This window comes from Enterococcus faecium, from assembly GCF_029023785.1.
Classification (GTDB): Bacteria; Bacillota; Bacilli; order Lactobacillales; family Enterococcaceae; genus Enterococcus_B; species Enterococcus_B faecium.
In genome coordinates this window covers 2,510,001-2,529,607 of sequence record NZ_CP118955.1, presented here as the reverse complement: position 1 = coordinate 2,529,607, position 19,607 = coordinate 2,510,001, and the positions used below count along the sequence as shown (strand labels likewise).

General features: G+C 39.6%; 17 protein-coding genes, 1 rRNA gene and 1 other annotated feature (1 of these 19 only partly in view). Of the genes, 14 read left to right on the top strand and 4 right to left on the bottom strand.

Annotation, left to right across the window (positions count from 1 at the left end; translation table 11 throughout):
• Positions 1-522: 522 nt before the first annotated feature.
• The 4 genes from rpmH to jag all read left to right on the top strand — a co-directional run bounded on the left by rpmH (position 523) and on the right by jag (position 2,722).
• Complete coding sequence (rpmH, locus tag PYW34_RS12265; RefSeq protein ID WP_002293121.1) at positions 523-657, top strand: 50S ribosomal protein L34; 135 nt, start codon at positions 523-525, stop codon at positions 655-657.
• A gap of 117 nt (positions 658-774) precedes the next feature.
• Positions 775-1,131 (top strand): ribonuclease P protein component, encoded by a 357-nt coding sequence (rnpA, locus tag PYW34_RS12260; protein WP_002295255.1) that lies wholly within the window; start codon positions 775-777, stop codon positions 1,129-1,131.
• Positions 1,128-1,946: a YidC/Oxa1 family membrane protein insertase gene (locus PYW34_RS12255; RefSeq protein ID WP_002295256.1), complete on the top strand. Its 819-nt coding sequence runs from the start codon at positions 1,128-1,130 to the stop codon at positions 1,944-1,946. Before rnpA ends, PYW34_RS12255 begins: the two co-directional genes overlap by 4 nt.
• A 17-nt stretch (positions 1,947-1,963) precedes the next feature.
• Positions 1,964-2,722: an RNA-binding cell elongation regulator Jag/EloR gene (gene jag / locus PYW34_RS12250; RefSeq protein ID WP_002295258.1), complete on the top strand. Its 759-nt coding sequence runs from the start codon at positions 1,964-1,966 to the stop codon at positions 2,720-2,722.
• Between the two features lie 167 nt (positions 2,723-2,889).
• Here jag and PYW34_RS12245 read toward each other — a convergent pair whose 3' ends face one another.
• Positions 2,890-3,273 carry a hypothetical protein gene (locus tag PYW34_RS12245; protein ID WP_002303984.1) on the bottom strand — a complete coding sequence of 128 codons (384 nt, stop codon included), beginning with the start codon at positions 3,271-3,273 and terminating at the stop codon, positions 2,890-2,892.
• Between the two features lie 298 nt (positions 3,274-3,571).
• Here PYW34_RS12245 and mnmE point away from each other — a divergent pair, with 298 nt between their 5' ends.
• The 9 genes from mnmE to guaB all read left to right on the top strand — a co-directional run bounded on the left by mnmE (position 3,572) and on the right by guaB (position 13,583).
• A complete protein-coding gene (mnmE, locus tag PYW34_RS12240) occupies positions 3,572-4,969 on the top strand; it encodes a tRNA uridine-5-carboxymethylaminomethyl(34) synthesis GTPase MnmE (protein ID WP_002295261.1) in 1,398 nt (465 codons plus the stop codon).
• 16 nt (positions 4,970-4,985) lie between these two features.
• A complete protein-coding gene (gene mnmG, locus PYW34_RS12235) occupies positions 4,986-6,887 on the top strand; it encodes a tRNA uridine-5-carboxymethylaminomethyl(34) synthesis enzyme MnmG (RefSeq protein WP_002295262.1) in 1,902 nt (633 codons plus the stop codon).
• A 231-nt stretch (positions 6,888-7,118) separates the two neighbouring features.
• A complete protein-coding gene (gene rsmG, locus PYW34_RS12230) occupies positions 7,119-7,832 on the top strand; it encodes a 16S rRNA (guanine(527)-N(7))-methyltransferase RsmG (RefSeq protein WP_002288804.1) in 714 nt (237 codons plus the stop codon).
• An 11-nt stretch (positions 7,833-7,843) separates the two neighbouring features.
• The gene (locus PYW34_RS12225) at positions 7,844-8,611 is read left to right on the top strand and encodes a ParA family protein (protein WP_002288805.1); all 768 of its coding nucleotides are present in this window, start codon (positions 7,844-7,846) and stop codon (positions 8,609-8,611) included.
• Positions 8,598-9,488 carry a ParB/RepB/Spo0J family partition protein gene (locus PYW34_RS12220; protein ID WP_002288806.1) on the top strand — a complete coding sequence of 297 codons (891 nt, stop codon included), beginning with the start codon at positions 8,598-8,600 and terminating at the stop codon, positions 9,486-9,488. The genes PYW34_RS12225 and PYW34_RS12220 overlap by 14 nt, the downstream gene beginning before the upstream one ends.
• Before the next feature lie 20 nt (positions 9,489-9,508).
• Positions 9,509-9,700, top strand: coding sequence for a DUF951 domain-containing protein (locus PYW34_RS12215; RefSeq protein WP_002293106.1), 192 nt, complete (start codon positions 9,509-9,511; stop codon positions 9,698-9,700).
• Positions 9,701-9,708: 8 nt separating this feature from the next.
• Entirely contained in the window at positions 9,709-10,809 is a 1,101-nt protein-coding gene (ychF, locus tag PYW34_RS12210; protein ID WP_002293105.1) for a redox-regulated ATPase YchF, read from the top strand.
• 89 nt (positions 10,810-10,898) lie between these two features.
• Positions 10,899-11,594 carry a DUF1129 domain-containing protein gene (locus PYW34_RS12205; RefSeq protein WP_002295263.1) on the top strand — a complete coding sequence of 232 codons (696 nt, stop codon included), beginning with the start codon at positions 10,899-10,901 and terminating at the stop codon, positions 11,592-11,594.
• 504 nt (positions 11,595-12,098) lie between these two features.
• Positions 12,099-13,583, top strand: coding sequence for an IMP dehydrogenase (gene guaB / locus PYW34_RS12200; protein WP_002295264.1), 1,485 nt, complete (start codon positions 12,099-12,101; stop codon positions 13,581-13,583).
• A gap of 669 nt (positions 13,584-14,252) precedes the next feature.
• Here the strand turns inward: guaB and serS are convergent.
• The 3 genes from serS to PYW34_RS12185 all read right to left on the bottom strand — a co-directional run bounded on the left by serS (position 14,253) and on the right by PYW34_RS12185 (position 17,702).
• The gene (serS, locus tag PYW34_RS12195; protein WP_002295265.1) at positions 14,253-15,524 is read right to left on the bottom strand and encodes a serine--tRNA ligase; all 1,272 of its coding nucleotides are present in this window, start codon (positions 15,522-15,524) and stop codon (positions 14,253-14,255) included.
• A 49-nt stretch (positions 15,525-15,573) separates the two neighbouring features.
• Positions 15,574-15,779, bottom strand: a binding site (T-box leader).
• Between the two features lie 38 nt (positions 15,780-15,817).
• The gene (locus tag PYW34_RS12190; protein WP_002334278.1) at positions 15,818-17,026 is read right to left on the bottom strand and encodes a sensor histidine kinase; all 1,209 of its coding nucleotides are present in this window, start codon (positions 17,024-17,026) and stop codon (positions 15,818-15,820) included.
• Positions 17,013-17,702 (bottom strand): response regulator transcription factor, encoded by a 690-nt coding sequence (locus PYW34_RS12185; RefSeq protein ID WP_002295268.1) that lies wholly within the window; start codon positions 17,700-17,702, stop codon positions 17,013-17,015. Before PYW34_RS12185 ends, PYW34_RS12190 begins: the two co-directional genes overlap by 14 nt.
• A gap of 740 nt (positions 17,703-18,442) precedes the next feature.
• Here PYW34_RS12185 and PYW34_RS12180 point away from each other — a divergent pair.
• Positions 18,443-19,607, top strand: a 16S ribosomal RNA gene (locus PYW34_RS12180) (it continues 395 nt past the right edge of the window).

The following is a 19,607-nucleotide window of genomic DNA, read 5'->3' as shown; positions in this document are numbered from 1 at the left end:
ATAAGGCCTCCTCCTTCATTAAAAAGTGAATAACTAGTACTAATTTAGCATTTTTTTCAATAGTTTTCCACAGAAACCGAAGAAAAAAATTTTTTAATTACAATTATCCACACAATCGACAAAAAGAAAAAAGAGAAAAACACAGTTGTCAAAAAAAGTTTTCCACACCACTAATGCACAGGTGGAAAACTCGTAAAAACCAATAGATTTCCTCTTGCGTCTGTGGATAAAAAATACAGATATACCAATAGTTAGGAGACGGAATACACAGGAAATCGCCTGATTGTGGATTACTTTTTTTACACGTGTGTTTTCTGTGTAAAACCAGCCTTTTATTATCTGTGGATAATCCCTGTGCATAACTTTTTCCACATAGGATTCCCATAAAAAAAAATAATCTTGTGGATAAGTTTTAACAATCGATCTTCTATTTTATATTGACAAAATCACTACTTTGTCGTTATACTATCAAAGTATGTCTGTGTTTATAAAATAGATAAGAACATTTTGGAGGTGGAATATATGAAAAGAACATACCAACCAAATAAACGTAAACGTCAAAAAGTTCACGGATTCCGTAAACGTATGAGTACTAAAAATGGACGTCGTGTGTTAGCTAGCCGTCGTCGCAAAGGAAGAAAAGTTCTTTCAGCTTAGGCCACTGGGGTTTCAGTGGTTTTTTTTATACTCTTTTTTAGGGAAATGATGAAAGGACAATCGTAATTATGGTATGATTATGAGCGTAAGTGAGAGATAGAAAAGGAAAGAAAACTAATGAGAAAAGCGTATCGAGTAAAAAAAGAACGAGAGTTTCAAGCCGTGTTCCATACGGGAGATTCTTTTGCTAACCGCAAATTCGTCGTTTACCGTTTGGAAAAACCGGGACAGCCTCATTTTCGAGTTGGTTTATCTGTAGGAAAAAAGGTCGGCAACGCGGTAAACCGCAATGAAGTCAAACGAAAAATCCGAGCAGCAGTTTATTCTATAAAAGAAGAAATTGATCCGGAGTTGGATTTTATTGTGATTGCTAGACCAAGTGTGAAGGGGTTGACTTATGATGAGGTTCGCTCCAATTTAGTCCACGTCTTAAAACTTGCAAAAATAATCGACAGAGAGGAAAAGAGTAAGTGAAGAAATACAAACGTTTACTTTTGATGGCCGGTATCGTTAGTTTGGTCATCGTCTTATCCGGTTGCGGAACTGGGGAAGTCAGCGCACAGAGTACAGGAATTTGGGATCGTTATATTGTTTATTACTTTGCTGAGGCGATCAAGGCGTTGTCATTTGGTAATGCAGGGATAGGGATCATTTTATTTACACTGATCATCCGCGTGATCCTATTGCCGTTGATGCATTTCCAAACAAAGAGCATGCGTAAAACGCAAGAATTACAACCGAAATTAAAAGCACTGCAGCAACAATATAGTTCAAGAGATCCGGAAACACAAAGTAAGTTAAGAGAAGAGCAGCAGCGTTTATATGCAGAAAATGGCGTCAATCCATATGCTGGTTGTCTTCCTTTATTAGTACAAATGCCAATCTTGATGGCGTTATGGCAATCTATTTCACGTGTACCAGAGTTGAAACAAGGGCATTTCTTATGGTTGAACTTAGGGAACGCGGATCCAACATTTATTTTGCCGATTTTAGCAGCAATCTTTACTTTTGCAAGTACGTATTTATCTAGCATGAGTCAAATTGAATCGAATGCATCAATGAAGATCATGAATTTCGTGATGCCTGTAATGATTTTAGTGATGGGTGTCAATTTAGCCAGCGGTCTTTCATTATACTGGGTAGTTTCCAATGCCTTCCAAGTTGTACAAACGCTGCTGATCAACAACCCTTTCAAAATTCGAAAAGAGCGTGAAGAAGAAGCACGGAGAATCCGCGAAAGAGAACGTGCTCTTAAGAAAGCAATGAATCCTAAGAAAAAACGGAAATAATAGGGGAGGTAATGCTAATGCCGATTTATGAAGCTGCAACAATAGACGAAGCTGTCCAACTAGGTCTGGCTGATTTGGGTTTGGCCAAAGACCAAGTCGAAATCGAAATACTGGAAGAAGGAAAAAAAGGTTTCCTAGGAATGGGTCGAAAGAATGCACGGCTTTCGATCCAGCCAAGTATCAGCGAAAAAGTTTCTGAAACAGTAGAACAGACTGTAGAAGAAATTTTGGAAGAAGAACCAACAGCTGAGATCGAGGTAGTCAACGAAACGATTCTTGAAGAAAAAACAGAAGAAGTAAGTGAGCTAGGTGATGAAGCAGCTTTAACGGAATTGGCAGTTTATCTTACTGAAATTTCAAAACAGCTTGATGCTCCAGCTCTTGTCAAAATGGAAAGAGAATCAAATAATATGGTTGTTTTCCATTTAGAAACACAAAAGCAAGGCATACTGATTGGGAAACATGGAAAAACACTGAATGCATTGCAATATCTGGCACAAGTCTTCATCCATCGTTTAGCAAGAAATAAGCTGTCTGTAGTAGTCAATGTAGGCAATTACCGTGAAAAGCGCCAAGAGATCATTCAGCGTTTAGCTGATCGCACGGCTGAAAAAGTAAAACGGACAGGGCAGCCTGTTTTCTTAGAACCAATGCCTGCATTTGAACGTAAACAAATCCATGCTGCATTAAGCAAAGATGAACATGTAAAAACACATTCGGAAGGTGAGGAACCTTATCGTTATTTAGTAGTAGAACCTGCTAAAAAATATTATTGATTCCATTACTTTTTGAATAAATCACGTTGACAAAGTTTTTCAAACCAAGTATATTTTACTAGAAATCATTCTTATCAGAGTATACGATGAAGTAGTCACTAACTTTGATAGAAAAAAGCGGATCGAAACTGTCTTCAGTTTTGATCCGCTTTTTTTGTCTGTTTCATTTAACCAATCGTTGTTTGGATAAATTGGATCACTGTTCCATAAGCAAAAAGTTCCAGAAAATACTTTCCGTCGCGTTTTTTTTGCTGATACTCAAAATGACAGTTGATTACTGCATTCGCACCATATTCAAGTACCTTCGTCTTTAATTTCCTCTTCGTTGTTAAGAAAAGGTCATCTTTGGGAAAAGATGGGTCAAACAAATCAGCTTCTAAGCATTCCACAACAAAAACGATATCGCGGACGATATATTTCTGGTTGATATTCCCTGTAGATAAAACGACATCGTTGATCCGAGGGTCACTTTCTTCTTCCAATGCAGCAGATCTGAACGGGCTCACATATTTTCTCCTTTCAAAAGTGTATAGTTTAGATAGCGCTACCATTTAGTGTACCGTTTTTTTTAAGAAAGATAAAGCCTTGTTTATACAGTATCTTCTCTTCGAATAAACCAAAGAACGCAAAGAGACATCCAAGGACAATTAAATATAAGGTAATGGAAGCAGAACAGGCTCAACTTCATCTAATTGTTTTAAACACTTGATTCCTTATAGCAAGTGTGATAATCTATGACCAGAATTTAATCAAGAACAAGCAGTCAAAGTGCGAAGTTCACCGTTTATTGTGCATAAAGGGTGGAGTGGGCACTTTTTTTGTGCGCAAAATGAAAAAGGAAGTGAAAAAATGGCTGAAATTACTTTAGAATTTGATACGATTGCGGCAATTTCTACCCCACCTGGAGAAGGTGCAATCAGTATCGTTCGTTTAAGTGGCGATCAAGCTGTGCAACTAGCAGATAAAGTTTATCAATCTGGAAACAAACGATTATCAGAAGTACCAAGTCATACGATCCATTATGGACATATCGTTGATCCCAAGAGCAATCAGCTTGTCGATGAAGTCATGGTCTCCGTGATGAGAGCACCAAAGACATTTACGCGGGAAGATGTAGTAGAAATCAATTGTCACGGTGGGATCGTTGTAGTCAATCAAATTTTGCAGCTATTGTTAAGAGAAGGTGCAAGATTAGCTGAGCCAGGTGAATTCACAAAACGAGCATTCTTGAATGGTCGTGTTGACCTTTCACAGGCAGAAGCTGTGATGGATTTGATTCGGGCAAAAACAGACAAAGCAATGGGACTAGCTCTTAATCAGTTAGACGGCAATCTGTCTGCTTTGATCCGCTCATTGAGACAAGAGATTTTAGAGACATTAGCACAAGTAGAAGTAAATATTGATTATCCAGAATATGATGATGTCGAAGAATTGACTACGAAGTTATTGCTTGAAAAAGCGCAGATGATCCAACAAAGAATCCAAGCGCTACTTGCTACATCCAAGCAAGGGAAGGTTCTGCGGGAAGGGTTAAGTACGGCAATCATCGGCCGGCCAAATGTCGGCAAATCAAGTTTGTTAAACCATTTGTTAAGAGAAGAAAAAGCAATCGTTACGGATATTGCAGGAACGACTCGAGATGTAATCGAAGAGTATGTCAATGTTCGGGGGGTACCGCTCAAGCTAATCGATACAGCTGGAATTCGGGAAACAGAAGATGTGGTGGAACGGATCGGGGTCGAAAGAAGCCGAAAAGCATTAGCAGAAGCAGACTTGATCTTACTTGTTCTAAACCAAAGCGAACCACTGACAGCAGAAGATGAACAATTATTGGAAGCGACAAGTGGATTGAAACGGATCATTCTTCTAAATAAAACAGATTTGCCAGCACAGCTGGAACAAGAAAAATTGAAGAAATTGATCGAAAATGAACCAGTTTTTTCAATTTCCGTAGCTAAAAACGACGGACTAGATCGTTTGGAATCAGCTATTTCTGATTTATTCTTCAGCGGAGAAACAGGAGAAAGAGACGCTACTTATGTTTCTAATACCCGCCATATCGCGTTGTTAGAAAAAGCTTCCCTCTCACTTGAAGAAGTCATTGCAGGTATTGATTCAGGAATGCCTGTGGATCTCGTTCAAATAGATATGACGCGTTGCTGGGACTATCTAGGAGAAGTTGTCGGCGACAGTGTACAAGATGAGCTAATCACTCAATTATTCAGTCAATTTTGTTTAGGAAAATAAAAGGAGGAACAAACGATTGGAACATTATGAAGCAGATGCGTATGACGTGATCGTTGTTGGCGCAGGACACGCCGGTTCAGAAGCTGCACTTGCTGCTGCACGTATGGGATCAAAAACATTATTACTGACAATAAATTTGGACATGGTAGCATTCATGCCATGTAATCCTTCTGTAGGCGGACCAGCTAAAGGCGTTGTCGTTCGAGAAATCGATGCGTTAGGCGGAGAAATGGGTAAGAATATCGATAAAACCTATATCCAAATGCGTATGTTGAACACAGGAAAAGGCCCAGCTGTCCGAGCATTGCGAGCACAAGCAGACAAACATGCTTATTCAACAGAAATGAAACATACGATCGAAAAAGAACCAAATTTGACGCTAAGACAAGGAATCGTCGAAGAACTGATCGTCGAAGATGGTGTTTGTCATGGAGTAGTGACGTCCACAGGAGCGAGCTACCGGGCCAAAGCAGTTGTTATTACAGCCGGAACAGCACTTCGCGGAGAAATCATTATCGGTGAATTGAAATATTCATCAGGTCCGAATAACTCTCAACCTTCTATTGGACTAGCGAATCATCTAAAAGAACTTGGCTTTGCTATCGAACGGTTCAAAACAGGAACACCGCCTCGAGTAAAATCAAGTACGATCGACTATTCTGTTACAGAAGAGCAGCCTGGTGACAAAGAGCCGAATCATTTTAGCTTCAGCACACCAGATAGTGCCTATAAACTAGATCAGGAATCTTGCTGGCTGACCTATACAGGTGAGACGACTCACCAAATTATTCGAGACAACTTACATCGTGCCCCAATGTTTACAGGGATCGTTGAAGGGGTAGGCGCTCGCTATTGTCCATCCATCGAAGATAAGATCGTGCGTTTTGCAGACAAACCACGTCATCAATTATTTTTGGAACCAGAAGGCTTAAATACGGAAGAAGTCTATGTTCAAGGTTTATCTACTTCTTTACCAGAGGATGTTCAAGTCAACATGCTTCATTCTATTGCTGGATTAGAAAAAGTAGAAATGATGCGTACAGGATATGCTATCGAATATGACGTAGTAGAGCCACACCAGCTCCGTCCGACATTAGAAACTAAAGTCGTTGAAAATCTTTATACAGCTGGACAAACAAATGGTACAAGCGGTTATGAAGAAGCGGCTGGACAAGGGCTGATTGCCGGTATCAATGCAGCTTTGAAAGTTCAGGGAAAAGAACCTTTAGTGATCAAACGAAGTGACGGTTACATCGGTGTCATGATCGATGATTTGGTAACAAAAGGAACGAACGAACCTTATCGTTTGCTGACTTCACGTGCTGAATACCGTCTGCTTTTACGTCATGATAATGCAGATTTGCGATTAACAGAAATGGGTCACCGTGTAGGCTTAGTAAAAGAAGATCAATACAAGAATTATTTGAAGAAAAAAGAAGCAGTTGAACAAGAAATCAAACGTTTGATGAATGTACGAATCAAACCAACAGAAGAAGTCCAAGACTTTTTAGCAACGATTAATGCGGCACCATTAAAAGATGGTGTACTAGCAAGCGACTTTTTAAGACGTCCTGAGATTACTTATGCAGAACTTCTACGGTTTATTCCAGAAAATGAAGAATTGACACGAAAAGAAATCGAACAAGTAGAAATCCAAATCAAATATGAAGGCTACATCAAAAAAGCCATGGAAAAAGTAGAAAAATTAAAACGCATGGAAGCGAAAAAGATTCCAGAAAACATCGACTACGCAGCAATCAACGGATTAGCAACAGAAGCAAAACAAAAATTGCAGAAAATCCAACCAGAAACAATTGCCCAAGCTAGCCGAATCAGTGGCGTAAACCCTGCAGACCTAAGTATCCTAATGGTCTATATCGAACAAGGGAAGATTGCGAAAGTCAGTGAACCAGCGTAATACGTAATAATAAATAGAAGAGAGAACTAGTTTTTGCAGAAATTGCTCAAAGCTAGTTCTCTCTTCTGTGTATATTTTATGAGTCATACTAGAAAGAAAAAGTCTATCGGCTTTTCTTACTTTTCAAATTTTTAAGAATCCATATGGAAGGATTGCATGTCTAGAGATTTTGCGTTAAAGTAGGGAGAGAATCTGTGAAACAATTGCTGTTTCACAATGAAAGGAATATTTATGATACCAGAAGAATTTCGCCAATCCTTGGCAGAAAAAGGGATAGAGCTTACCGATCATCAAATGAATCAATTCGCTATTTATTATCGGACATTAGTCGAATGGAACGAAAAGATGAACCTTACAGCTATTACGGATGAAAAAGACGTATATCTGAAGCATTTTTACGATTCACTTACATTAGCATTTGAAGTAGACTTTACGCAACCTTTATCTTTATGCGATGTTGGTTCGGGGGCAGGGTTTCCTAGCATACCTTTAAAAATTGCCTTTCCAGAACTGCAGATAACGATCGTTGATTCTCTGAATAAACGAATAACCTTCTTATCTGAGTTAACCCGATTATTAGGAATCGATGCTTCCTTATATCATGACCGGGCAGAAACATTTGGGCAAAATCCTCACTTTCGTGCATCATTTGACCTTGTCACTGCTCGTGCGGTTGCTCGTTTGAATGTGTTAGCGGAATTGTGTTTGCCCTTGGCTAAACAAGAAGGCTATTTTTATGCATTGAAAGCAGCAAAAAGTGAAGAGGAATTGACAGAAGCAAAACAAGCGATTGCTTTATTAGGTGGTAAATTCCTCAAAGAAGAGGCGGTTACCTTGCCGAATGTCTCTGATCAACGGCATATCATCGTTATTCAAAAAAAGAAACCAACCCCAAAGAAATACCCAAGAAAGCCCGGACTGCCTAATAAGCAGCCAATCAAATAGGAGGAGAAGAGATGGCACAAATAATATCTGTTGCGAACCAAAAAGGTGGCGTCGGCAAAACAACGACGACGGTGAATCTAGGTGCTTGTCTTGCTAGCCTTGGCAAAAAAGTATTGCTAGTGGATATGGATGCACAAGGAAATGCTACCAGTGGTGTCGGGATCAGAAAACCTGATGTGACAAGAGACATCTATGATGTTCTAGTCAATGAATTGCCAATTGATGAGGCAACTTTGATCACTGAACACGAAAATTTGAGTATTGTGCCTGCGACTCTCCAATTAGCAGGAGCAGAGATCGAATTGACGTCAATGATGGCAAGAGAATCAAGATTAAAAGGATCTTTAGCAGAAGTAAGCAGTCAGTATGATTATATTTTGATCGATTGCCCGCCTTCTCTTGGCCATCTGACAATCAATTCATTTACAGCAAGTGATTCGATTTTGATACCTGTTCAGTGTGAGTATTACGCATTGGAAGGATTAAGCCAATTACTGAATACGGTTCGTTTAGTCCAAAAACACTTTAATCCAGAATTAGAGATCGAGGGAGTCTTACTGACAATGTATGATGCACGAACAAATCTGGGAAATGAAGTCGTAGAAGAAGTACGTAAATACTTCCGCGAAAAAGTTTACGAAACGATCATTCCAAGAAATATTCGTTTATCAGAAGCACCTAGTCATGGAAAACCGATCATCGACTACGATCCACGTTCTCGAGGAGCTGAAGTCTACCAAGCATTGGCAAAGGAAGTGGTAAGTCGTGAAGAAAAGTAAAGGATTAGGCCGAGGAATCGATGCACTGTTTCAAGATTTAGAAAACTTAGAGACGGTGGATGTAAAAGATGATACCGTTGTCCAGCTACCATTGAATGAGCTGCGACCAAATCCGTATCAGCCCCGTAAAACATTTGAAGAAGTATCTTTGCAGGAACTAGCTAATTCTATTGAACAATCAGGTGTCTTTCAACCCATCATCGTACGCCGTTCCGCAGTAAAAGGATATGAGATTATTGCAGGGGAGCGACGTTTTCGAGCGTCCAAACTAGCTGAAAAAGAAACGATCCCTGCTATCGTTAGAGACTTTGACGAAGAAGCGATGATGCAAGTAGCAGTGCTGGAAAACTTGCAGCGAGAAGATCTGAATCCGTTAGAAGAAGCAGAAGCATATGAGATGCTGATGAAAAACCTGAAACTAACACAAGCAGAAGTAGCTAGTCGTTTAGGAAAGAGCAGACCTTATATCGCCAATTATTTGCGCTTGCTTTCTTTACCGGATCTTGTCAAGGAAATGGTACAAGATCAGCGTTTATCTATGGGACAAGCCCGTACGCTGTTAGGTTTAAAAAATAAAACATTGATCTTGAAATTAGCCAATCGTGCAGTAACTGAAAATTTAACTGTCCGCCAACTGGAACAGCTTGTTTCTGAGTTAAATCAAAATGATGGAAAAGAAAAGAAAAAAATCCCAAGGCTAGCAAAGGAAAAACCATATTATATCCGAGAAAGCGAAGATCGTTTGATGGATAAATTTGGTACAAGTGTAGCTATCCAAGAAAAAAATGGGAAAGGTAAGATCGAGATTGAATATCTTTCTCAAAAAGATTTGACTCGAATTCTTGATATCTTGAATATTCAATTTGATGAAGAATAAACAAAAAGGAGGCTATTTTTATGTACGACTTGCACGATATCGTTGAAATGAAAAAACCTCACGCTTGCCAGACGAATCGCTGGGAAGTCATTCGAATGGGCGCAGATATCAAAATCAGATGTATGAATTGCGGACATATCGTCATGATGACCCGTCGAGATTTTGAAAAGAAATTAAAAAAAGTAATTGAAAAAAATGCAGAGAAAGAGTGAATAAATTTATGGCATTGACTGCTGGAATTGTTGGGTTGCCCAACGTAGGAAAATCAACTTTGTTTAATGCGATCACAAAAGCAGGAGCAGAAGCAGCAAACTATCCCTTTGCGACGATCGACCCCAACGTAGGGATGGTAGAAGTACCTGACTGGCGTTTGCAACGCTTAACAGAACTTGTACATCCGAAAAAAACTGTTCCGACGACTTTTGAATTTACAGATATTGCTGGAATCGTAAAAGGCGCAAGTAAAGGAGAAGGTTTGGGAAATCAATTCTTAAGCCATATCCGCCAAGTAGACGCTATTTGTCACGTTGTTCGCTGTTTTGATGATGATAATATTACTCACGTAGAAGGACGTGTTGATCCACTAGAAGATATTGATACGATCAACTTGGAACTAGTGTTAGCAGACTTAGAATCTATCAACAAACGCTATACTCGTGTAGCAAAAGTTGCTAAAACCAAAGATAAAGATGCAGTGGCAGAACTAGCTGTACTGGATAAAATCAAACCTGTACTGGAAGAAGGAAAATCTGCCCGAACGATCGAATTTACTGAAGAAGAACAAAAAATCGTTAAATCACTATTTTTATTGACGACAAAACCAATTCTTTATGTAGCCAATGTCTCAGAAGATGACGTAGCAGATGCAGACGCGAATCATTATGTACAAGAAGTGCGCAACTTTGCTGCAGAAGAAAATGCAGAAGTGATCGTGGTCAGTGCTCGTGCAGAAGAAGAAATCGCAGAATTAGATGAAGAAGACAAAGCGGAATTTTTAGAAGCTTTAGGAATCGAAGAATCAGGTTTGGATCAGTTGATCCGTGCTGCTTATGATTTGTTAGGCTTAGCTACTTACTTTACTGCTGGGGAACAAGAAGTACGTGCTTGGACATTCAAAAAAGGAATCAAAGCACCACAAGCAGCAGGAATCATCCATTCAGATTTCGAACGCGGATTTATCCGTGCAGAAACTGTCTCTTTTGAAGACTTGGATCATTACGGAAACATGCATGCAGCAAAAGAAGCTGGACGTGTTCGATTAGAAGGAAAAGATTATGTCGTACAAGACGGCGACGTAATGTTATTCCGCTTTAATGTGTAAAAGGGCTATCAAACTAGCTGTAGAATATGGTAGAATGTCTTTTGTGACGACCGTTGAGAAAAGGAACGGCTAAGGAGGACTATTAGATAATGGAACCAGAACAATTACGAGCAATCGTAAAAGAAAACAATAGTTTAGAAACAAAATTAACCAAAAGAAATCAACAGTACATTTTTGATTTGAAAAAATCTTTAGAAGCAGCGAATTTGTCTGAAGAAGAAAAAGTAAAAGCCCTTCATGACATTCTGCCTACTTTAGTTGCAGAACAAAAAGGCGGAAGAACAGCCCGTCAATTGTTTGGGACAGTCTCTGAAAGAACGGAAGCAATCATCAATAAGCCAGCAGAAGTAAAAAATTCATCCACCCCTTTATTGATGTGGTTAGATAATACGTTGCTGTTGCTTGGTCTATTAAGTATCATGATTGCGATTACCGGATTGTTTTCACGTGGAACAACGCCAGCTTATGGCTTTTCTACACTCGTTCTAGGTTCTGCAATCGGTGGCTGGGTCTTTTATATGATGTACAAATACATCTATCAATATGAATATCCCGGAGCAGATCGAAGCAAGAAACCAGGAATGGGTAAGACATTGCTTATCCTAGGTGGAACGACACTTCTTTGGGTCGTACTGTTTTCTGCGACAACACTATTGCCACCAGTTATCAATCCAGTATTAGATCCAGTAGTAGTTATCATTATCGGGGCAACTGCTTTAGCAATCCGTTACTACTTGAAGAAAAAATACGGGATTATTGGAAGTTTATCCGTCCCAAGAAGATAAACTAGCAAAAAGATCAGCTATTTTGCTAGATATCTAGGGGTAGTAAAGAACCTCATTTTGTTTATCCATAGTTAAATAATAGTAAGGGACTGTGACAAAAGTCTTGTCACAGTCCCTTTTTACGATAAACGGTGTTCAAAAGCCAGTTTCTCGGTATTAAGTCCAATTTATGCAAAAATGTGGAAAGCCATTTTCACAAAATTTTTCTTACTACTCGAAACTAAGCAGCTTTTTCACAGCCTCTCCACTAAACGGTGTTCAAAAGTTTGCATCTGCGGTAATAAACCCAACCAATTCAAAAACATGAGAAGCTGTTTTTGATTGGCTGTTCTTATTACTTGATGCAGGACAGCTTTTTTACAATCTCTTTTAATACACACAGATGTAAACGCTTTATATTGGTATTCTATGAGAAAGCTAACTTGATTCCAAGTAGATCATTGACTTAAATGAAAAAATCAATTATTTTAATAGATAAACTAAATTAGAGGAGTGGTACTAAAAATGTCCAACTGGGAAACAAAGTTCACGAAAAAAGGATTTACTTTTGATGATGTCTTATTGATACCAGCAGAAAGTCACGTGTTACCAAACGAAGTGGATATGAGCGTACAATTAGCTAAAAATATTAAGTTGAATATTCCAATCATCAGTGCAAGTATGGATACTGTTACCGACAGCAAGATGGCCATTGCTATGGCAAGACAAGGCGGACTAGGTGTGATCCATAAAAACATGACGATCAGCCAGCAAGCGGATGAAGTAAGAAAAGTCAAACGTTCTGAAAGTGGCGTAATCATTGATCCGTTCTTCTTAACGCCACAGCATCTTGTAGCAGACGCAGAAGAATTGATGAGCAAATATCGTATCAGTGGTGTGCCAATCGTTGAAACACTTGAAAACAGAAAATTGGTAGGGATAATTACAAACCGCGACATGCGTTTTGTAACAGATTATCACATGCCGATTGCTGATGTGATGACAAAAGACAACTTAGTGACTGCCCCAGTAGGTACCTCTCTAAAAGATGCAGAAAAGATTTTGCAAAAACATAAAATCGAAAAATTACCAATCGTAGATAACGAAGGTCGTTTAAGCGGATTGATCACGATCAAAGACATCGAGAAAGTGATCGAATTTCCAAATGCAGCAAAAGATGAACATGGTCGATTGCTTGTAGCAGCAGCCGTTGGTGTAACAAGCGATACATTTGAGCGTGCGAATGCTTTATTAGAAGCAGGGGCAGATGCAATCATCATCGATACAGCTCATGGACATAGTGCAGGTGTGATCCGAAAAATTCAAGAAATCCGTTCAACTTTTGCAGATGCAACATTGATTGCAGGAAACGTTGCGACGGCTGAAGCGACAAAAGCTTTATATGATGCAGGTGTAGATGTCGTAAAAGTTGGTATCGGACCAGGATCGATTTGTACGACACGTGTGGTAGCCGGTGTAGGTGTACCTCAGCTCACAGCTATTTATGATGCAGCATCAGTTGCTCGTCAATATGGCAAAGCGATTATTGCAGACGGAGGGATCAAATATTCTGGTGACATCGTCAAAGCATTAGCTGCCGGCGGACATGCAGTGATGCTAGGAAGTATGTTGGCAGGGACAGATGAATCACCAGGTGAATTCGAAATCTTCCAAGGACGTCGATTCAAAACATACCGAGGTATGGGCTCATTAGGCGCGATGGAAAAAGGTTCAAAAGACCGTTACTTCCAAGGTAGTGTCAATGAAGCAAATAAATTAGTACCAGAAGGAATCGAAGGTCGGGTTGCTTATAAAGGAAGTGTTGCAGATATTATTTTCCAAATGATCGGCGGTTTGCGTTCAGGAATGGGTTATGTTGGGGCAGCCAATCTACAGCAATTACGTGATGAAGCGCAATTTATCCAAATGAGCGGCAGTGGATTAAAAGAATCACACCCTCATGATGTACAAATCACAAAAGAAGCACCAAACTATTCAGTTGAATCTTAAAAACATTAAAGAGCGTGGGACAAAAGTAAAGAACACTTTTGTCTCACGCTCTAAACACGTATAAACGGCGGAAGTAGAAGCAACTCCTTCGGAAATAAGAAGAAATTCACAAAAATTTGAAAAGCAATTTTCGTGAATTTCTTCTTATTTCTTGGAGTTAAACGCTTCTGTCCCAGCCTCTTTTTGAATAAACAGTGTTCCCTTGCCACCTCCGAATCACAAGTACAACATTCATAAAATATGAAGAGCTGTTTTTTGAATTTGTCCTTGTAACTCGGAGCTGGGGGGTAGGCTTACGACCTCTCCACTAAACGGTGTTCAATCAGCTGACCCTCGGTATTAGTTCAACAAACGGTAAAATATGAGGGACTATTTTTCCATTTTTTTCTCTAATACTCAGGCCAGGACGCTGATTTCACAACCTCTCGATAAATGGTGTTCAATCAACTAACCCTCGGTATTAGCTCAAAAAACGGCAAAATATGAGGAGCTATTTTTCCATTTTTTTCTCTAATACTCAGGTTAATTCGCTGATTTCACAACCTCTCGATAAATGGTGTTCAAAAGCCAGTTTCTCGGTATTAAGTCCAATTTATGCAAAAATGTGGAAAGCCATTTTCACAAAATTTTTCTTAATACTCGAAACTAAGCGGCTTTTTCACAGCCTCTTTATTTAATAACTTTCAGATTCCCCATATAAGGAACGAGCGCTTCTGGAACTGTGACAGAACCATCTTCATTTTGGTAGTTTTCCAAAATGGCAGCTACTGTACGGCCAACTGCAAGTCCTGAACCATTCAGAGTATGAGTATAGTGGATTTTTCCATCATTATCGCGATAACGGATCATTGCGCGGCGTGCTTGGAAATCTTCACAGTTAGAACAAGAACTGATTTCACGATAAGTATCTTGTGCAGGTATCCATACTTCTAAGTCATAAGTTTTAGCTGCAGAAAAGCCCATGTCTCCAGTTGATAAGGCCATCACACGATAAGGCAAATGCAATTTTTTCAAGATATCTTCTGCATCAGCTGTCATTTTTTCCAATTCTTCGTAAGAATGCTCTACATCCGAAAATTTGACCATTTCTACTTTATTGAATTGGTGAAGACGAATCAGTCCTCGTGTATCCCGACCAGCACTTCCGGCTTCAGAACGAAAAGCAGGGCTTAGTGCAGTGAAATAAATAGGTAAATCTGCACCATCTAAAATTTCATCATTATAATAGTTAGTTAATGGTACTTCAGCTGTTGGGATTAATGTTAGATCAGTATTCTCCAATTGGAAAACATCTTCTTTGAATTTTGGAAATTGTCCCGTACCAAACATCGCTTTACTGTTGACGATATAAGGAGTGATCATTTCAGTATAGCCGTGTTCGTAAATATGCTGATCAAGCATGAAGTTGTAGACAGCACGTTCTAATCGAGCACCTAATCCTTTGTAATAGACAAAACGGCTACCGGCTACTTTTGCGCCACGTTCAAAATCTAAAATATCAAGATTTTCTGCAATTTCCCAGTGTGGTTTTGGTTCAAAAGCAAATGTACGTGGTTCGCTCCAACGACGGATTTCTACATTGTCCTCTTCATCTGTTCCAACTGGCACAGAATCATGGGGAAGGTTTGGCAAAGTAGTTGCAATTTGTTTCAATTTTTCATCCACTTCAGCAATTTCAGTATCCAATGCTTTGATGTTGCCACCGACTTCTTTCATTTCAGCGATTTTAGCAGAAGCATCTTCTTTTGCACGCTTCAATTGGGCGATCTCAGCAGAAACATCATTTCGATATTTTTTTAATTCTTCACTTTTGACTAGTAGCTTACGACGATTTTCATCTAGTTCCATGAATTCAGCTAATGTTTCTTTTTTTACGCCCCGAGTCATCAATTTTTCTTGTACTTCTTCAATATTTTGTCGCATCATTTTTACATCTAACATATGATTTCCTCCTTTTTGAAAATAAAAAAAGACTGATCCATCCCATTATTCTTGGGACGAATCAGTCTGAAATTCGCGGTACCACCCAAGTTCAGCGTCAGCTGCACTTGTTGAACACATAACGGCTGTTGAACCGACCTTTCTTATTTCGAAAGGGCACGTAAACGAACTGGAACTTCCAAATTATCCTTTGCTGATTTACACCTGCCATCAGCTCTCTGAAAAAGAATAAAGTGTACTGGGTTCTGTGTTTTTCATTTATTCTAATAATTGTAATAAGAATAGCGAATATTTCAGTTTTCGTCAATAACTTCCTGTGTATCAATAGGTAATTTTTCATTTTTCTTGATTGGAAGGTGCATGATGAAAGAAGTCCATTGCTTATCTGATTTTGCATAAATGTATCCGCCGTGCAAAGCCACAATGCTTTGAGCGATTGCTAAACCAAGTCCAGTTCCTCCAGTTGCTTGTGAACGAGATTCTTCTACACGATAAAAACGGTCGAATAGATTATCGATTGCCTGTTGTGGGATCATTGCTCCGTTATTTTTGACTGTTGCAACAACTTCTGAACCGATACGTTCTACTTCGATTACGATCTTCGTTGCTCCTTTTCCGTATTTCAACGCATTCGTCAAAAGATTATTGAAGACACGTACAAGTTTTTCGGTATCGCCATCCATGATAAGGGAGTCTACTTTTGATTGAACAAGTATTTGGATATTTTTTTTAGAAGCTTCCAACTCAAAATCAGCTGCTAACTGTTCGATCAACTGGATCATGTCAAAGGCAGAAAAATTCACCGGGACAGCAGGCTGGCGTACCTTAGTGTATTCAAATAAGTCGTCCACTAAAGATTTCATCTGCTTTGCTTTGATATAAGCAGTATGCGTATACTTTAAAAGATCTTCTTCTGAGTGATACTGGCCATCTTCTATCAGTCCTAGGTATCCAATGATGGACGTGAGTGGGGTACGGATATCATGACTGACATTCGTGATCAATTCATCTTTTGATTTTTCGATTTTACGTTCGTCTTCAATCGCTGCTACGGTACTATCCACCAATCCATTGATACTTGTTACCACTCGGCTTAAGTCACCACTCAGTTCAAAAGGGATACGATGATCATAATTTCCGTTTGCGATGTAGTGAAGTTCGCTGATGATATGCCGCAATTGCATTTGGCGATATCTTCGAATCAAGCGCCAATACAAAACACCAATATCTAATAGAAAGAAAAAGGGAATAATAAAATTCCGGCCGTTCCAGAACAAATCAGTGTTCAATCGTTCTGCAAAAATATTCTTTGAATCCCAAATCGCATTCGTCAAAGAAGGTGAACTGTTGATCACCGAACTGATAACAACCAGAATAGAAACATTTAATAGAAGCAAAAGGATAATCGTGATGATTCCTTCCGCTAACAATTCGCTGATTTCTTTTGAAGTCAAATTGATCCGACGGCGTTTTTCAGTTGCTCGTTTACTATCTTGCGTCAATTTTATAGCCCACTCCCCAAACGGTTTGAATGACTTTTTCACCACCAGTTGCTTCTTCAATCTTATCTCTTAAATGACTAACGTGAACCATGACAGTTTTAGCAGAGACAATACTTTCTTGTTTCCAAACACGCTCAAAAATTTCATCCGCGCTAAATACTCGATTAGGATGACTAGCAAGCAAGTAGAGGATACCGAATTCCAAAGCTGTTAACTGGATTTCTTTCCCATCGATTGTTTTAACTTCATGAGAGTCTTTATTGATGATTAATGCATTTACTTCTAATACATCAGGCTGATCTGGGGCAATCTGCATTTTTGTACGCCGTAATAAAGACTTTACTCTAGCCATTACTTCTAACGGATTAAATGGCTTGGTCACATAATCATCTGCACCAGCGACCAGTCCTTTGATCTTATCCATATCAGTAGTTTTTGCTGTCAGCATAATGATTGGTATTTGGGATTCTTTTCGTAGCTCTTTCACTACTTGCATCCCATCCATCTCAGGCATCATGATATCTAAAATAAGTAATTCAATATCAGGGATTGTTCTGATTTTAGATAATGCTTCTTTCCCATCATAAGCCTTTACTGCTTCATACCCCTCATTGTGAACATAGATACTTAATAATTCAACGATTTCTTTATCATCGTCAGCAATCAAAATTTTCATAAATAAATCCTCCAGAGTCATATTGTTACTATTATTCTAGCAAAAAAAAGCAGAAATAGATAAAAGCAGCACTTTGTTAAGGAAAATTTTAGAAGGTGAGACATCTAGTTGGTGTGAATAAGACAAGAACATGAACATTAAACTGAAAACAAAAGGATTTTACGTCTCTCGGAGTTATAAAGACGAACGAAAAAGGACCAGAACTAACCAATGATCATGTAAGCTAGAAATGTTGATAAATAAGCATTTTCTTATTGACTTTCACATGTGATGTTGATATATTATTATTTGTTCAAAAGAACACCAATAACTTATTAAATAATAAAAAATAAGTTGTTGACATGTTGGAAATGACATGATAAGATAACTGAGTCGTTAAAAAAGAACCACTTGTGAAGCTTGATTCTATCGAAAAAAACTTCAAAAAAGTTCTTGACAAATAACAAACGATAAGTTATGATAAATGAGTTGCTGGAAGATTTCGAAAAACGAAATCGAAAAAACTTTTAAAAAAGAGTTGACAATTACTTGTCTCTCTGATATGATATAAAAGTTGCTACGGCAGCCAAAAACGAATCGGGAAACACTCCTGATGAAGTAGACCTTTGAAAACTGAACAAAGTAAGACAAACCAAATGTGTAGGGCGTCTTGATTCAATTCAAGACAACAAACATTTTTAACAAGCAAGCAATATGCTAGCAAACAAATTGAGCTTAACAATCGCAAGATTGTTCGAACTTTTTATGAGAGTTTGATCCTGGCTCAGGACGAACGCTGGCGGCGTGCCTAATACATGCAAGTCGAACGCTTCTTTTTCCACCGGAGCTTGCTCCACCGGAAAAAGAAGAGTGGCGAACGGGTGAGTAACACGTGGGTAACCTGCCCATCAGAAGGGGATAACACTTGGAAACAGGTGCTAATACCGTATAACAATCAAAACCGCATGGTTTTGATTTGAAAGGCGCTTTCGGGTGTCGCTGATGGATGGACCCGCGGTGCATTAGCTAGTTGGTGAGGTAACGGCTCACCAAGGCCACGATGCATAGCCGACCTGAGAGGGTGATCGGCCACATTGGGACTGAGACACGGCCCAAACTCCTACGGGAGGCAGCAGTAGGGAATCTTCGGCAATGGACGAAAGTCTGACCGAGCAACGCCGCGTGAGTGAAGAAGGTTTTCGGATCGTAAAACTCTGTTGTTAGAGAAGAACAAGGATGAGAGTAACTGTTCATCCCTTGACGGTATCTAACCAGAAAGCCACGGCTAACTACGTGCCAGCAGCCGCGGTAATACGTAGGTGGCAAGCGTTGTCCGGATTTATTGGGCGTAAAGCGAGCGCAGGCGGTTTCTTAAGTCTGATGTGAAAGCCCCCGGCTCAACCGGGGAGGGTCATTGGAAACTGGGAGACTTGAGTGCAGAAGAGGAGAGTGGAATTCCATGTGTAGCGGTGAAATGCGTAGATATATGGAGGAACACCAGTGGCGAAGGCGGCTCTCTGGTCTGTAACTGACGCTGAGGCTCGAAAGCGTGGGGAGCAAACAGGATTAGATACCCTGGTAGTCCACGCCGTAAACGATGAGTGCTAAGTGTTGGAGGGTTTCCGCCCTTCAGTGCTGCAGCTAACGCATTAAGCACTCCGCCTGGGGAGTACGACCGCAAGGTTGAAACTCAAAGGAATTGACGGGGGCCCGCACAAGCGGTGGAGCATGTGGTTTAATTCGAAGCAACGCGAAGAACCTTACCAGGTCTTGACATCCTTTGACCACTCTAGAGATAGAGCTTCCCCTTCGGGGGCAAAGTGACAGGTGGTGCATGGTTGTCGTCAGCTCGTGTCGTGAGATGTTGGGTTAAGTCCCGCAACGAGCGCAACCCTTATTGTTAGTTGCCATCATTCAGTTGGGCAC

Excerpts from the sequence above, each read along its gene's own strand:
- guaB (WP_002295264.1), top strand. The coding sequence starts at position 12,099 with ATGTCCAACTGGGAAACAAAGTTCACGAAAAAAGGATTTACTTTTGAT.
- rnpA (WP_002295255.1), top strand. The coding sequence starts at position 775 with ATGAGAAAAGCGTATCGAGTAAAAAAAGAACGAGAGTTTCAAGCCGTG.
- PYW34_RS12245 (WP_002303984.1), bottom strand. The coding sequence starts at position 3,273 with ATGGTAGCGCTATCTAAACTATACACTTTTGAAAGGAGAAAATATGTG.
- PYW34_RS12205 (WP_002295263.1), top strand. The coding sequence starts at position 10,899 with ATGGAACCAGAACAATTACGAGCAATCGTAAAAGAAAACAATAGTTTA.
- jag (WP_002295258.1), top strand. The coding sequence starts at position 1,964 with ATGCCGATTTATGAAGCTGCAACAATAGACGAAGCTGTCCAACTAGGT.
- PYW34_RS12215 (WP_002293106.1), top strand. The coding sequence starts at position 9,509 with ATGTACGACTTGCACGATATCGTTGAAATGAAAAAACCTCACGCTTGC.
- rpmH (WP_002293121.1), top strand. The coding sequence starts at position 523 with ATGAAAAGAACATACCAACCAAATAAACGTAAACGTCAAAAAGTTCAC.
- rsmG (WP_002288804.1), top strand. The coding sequence starts at position 7,119 with ATGATACCAGAAGAATTTCGCCAATCCTTGGCAGAAAAAGGGATAGAG.
- mnmE (WP_002295261.1), top strand. The coding sequence starts at position 3,572 with ATGGCTGAAATTACTTTAGAATTTGATACGATTGCGGCAATTTCTACC.
- ychF (WP_002293105.1), top strand. The coding sequence starts at position 9,709 with ATGGCATTGACTGCTGGAATTGTTGGGTTGCCCAACGTAGGAAAATCA.
- PYW34_RS12225 (WP_002288805.1), top strand. The coding sequence starts at position 7,844 with ATGGCACAAATAATATCTGTTGCGAACCAAAAAGGTGGCGTCGGCAAA.
- serS (WP_002295265.1), bottom strand. The coding sequence starts at position 15,524 with ATGTTAGATGTAAAAATGATGCGACAAAATATTGAAGAAGTACAAGAA.
- PYW34_RS12185 (WP_002295268.1), bottom strand. The coding sequence starts at position 17,702 with ATGAAAATTTTGATTGCTGACGATGATAAAGAAATCGTTGAATTATTA.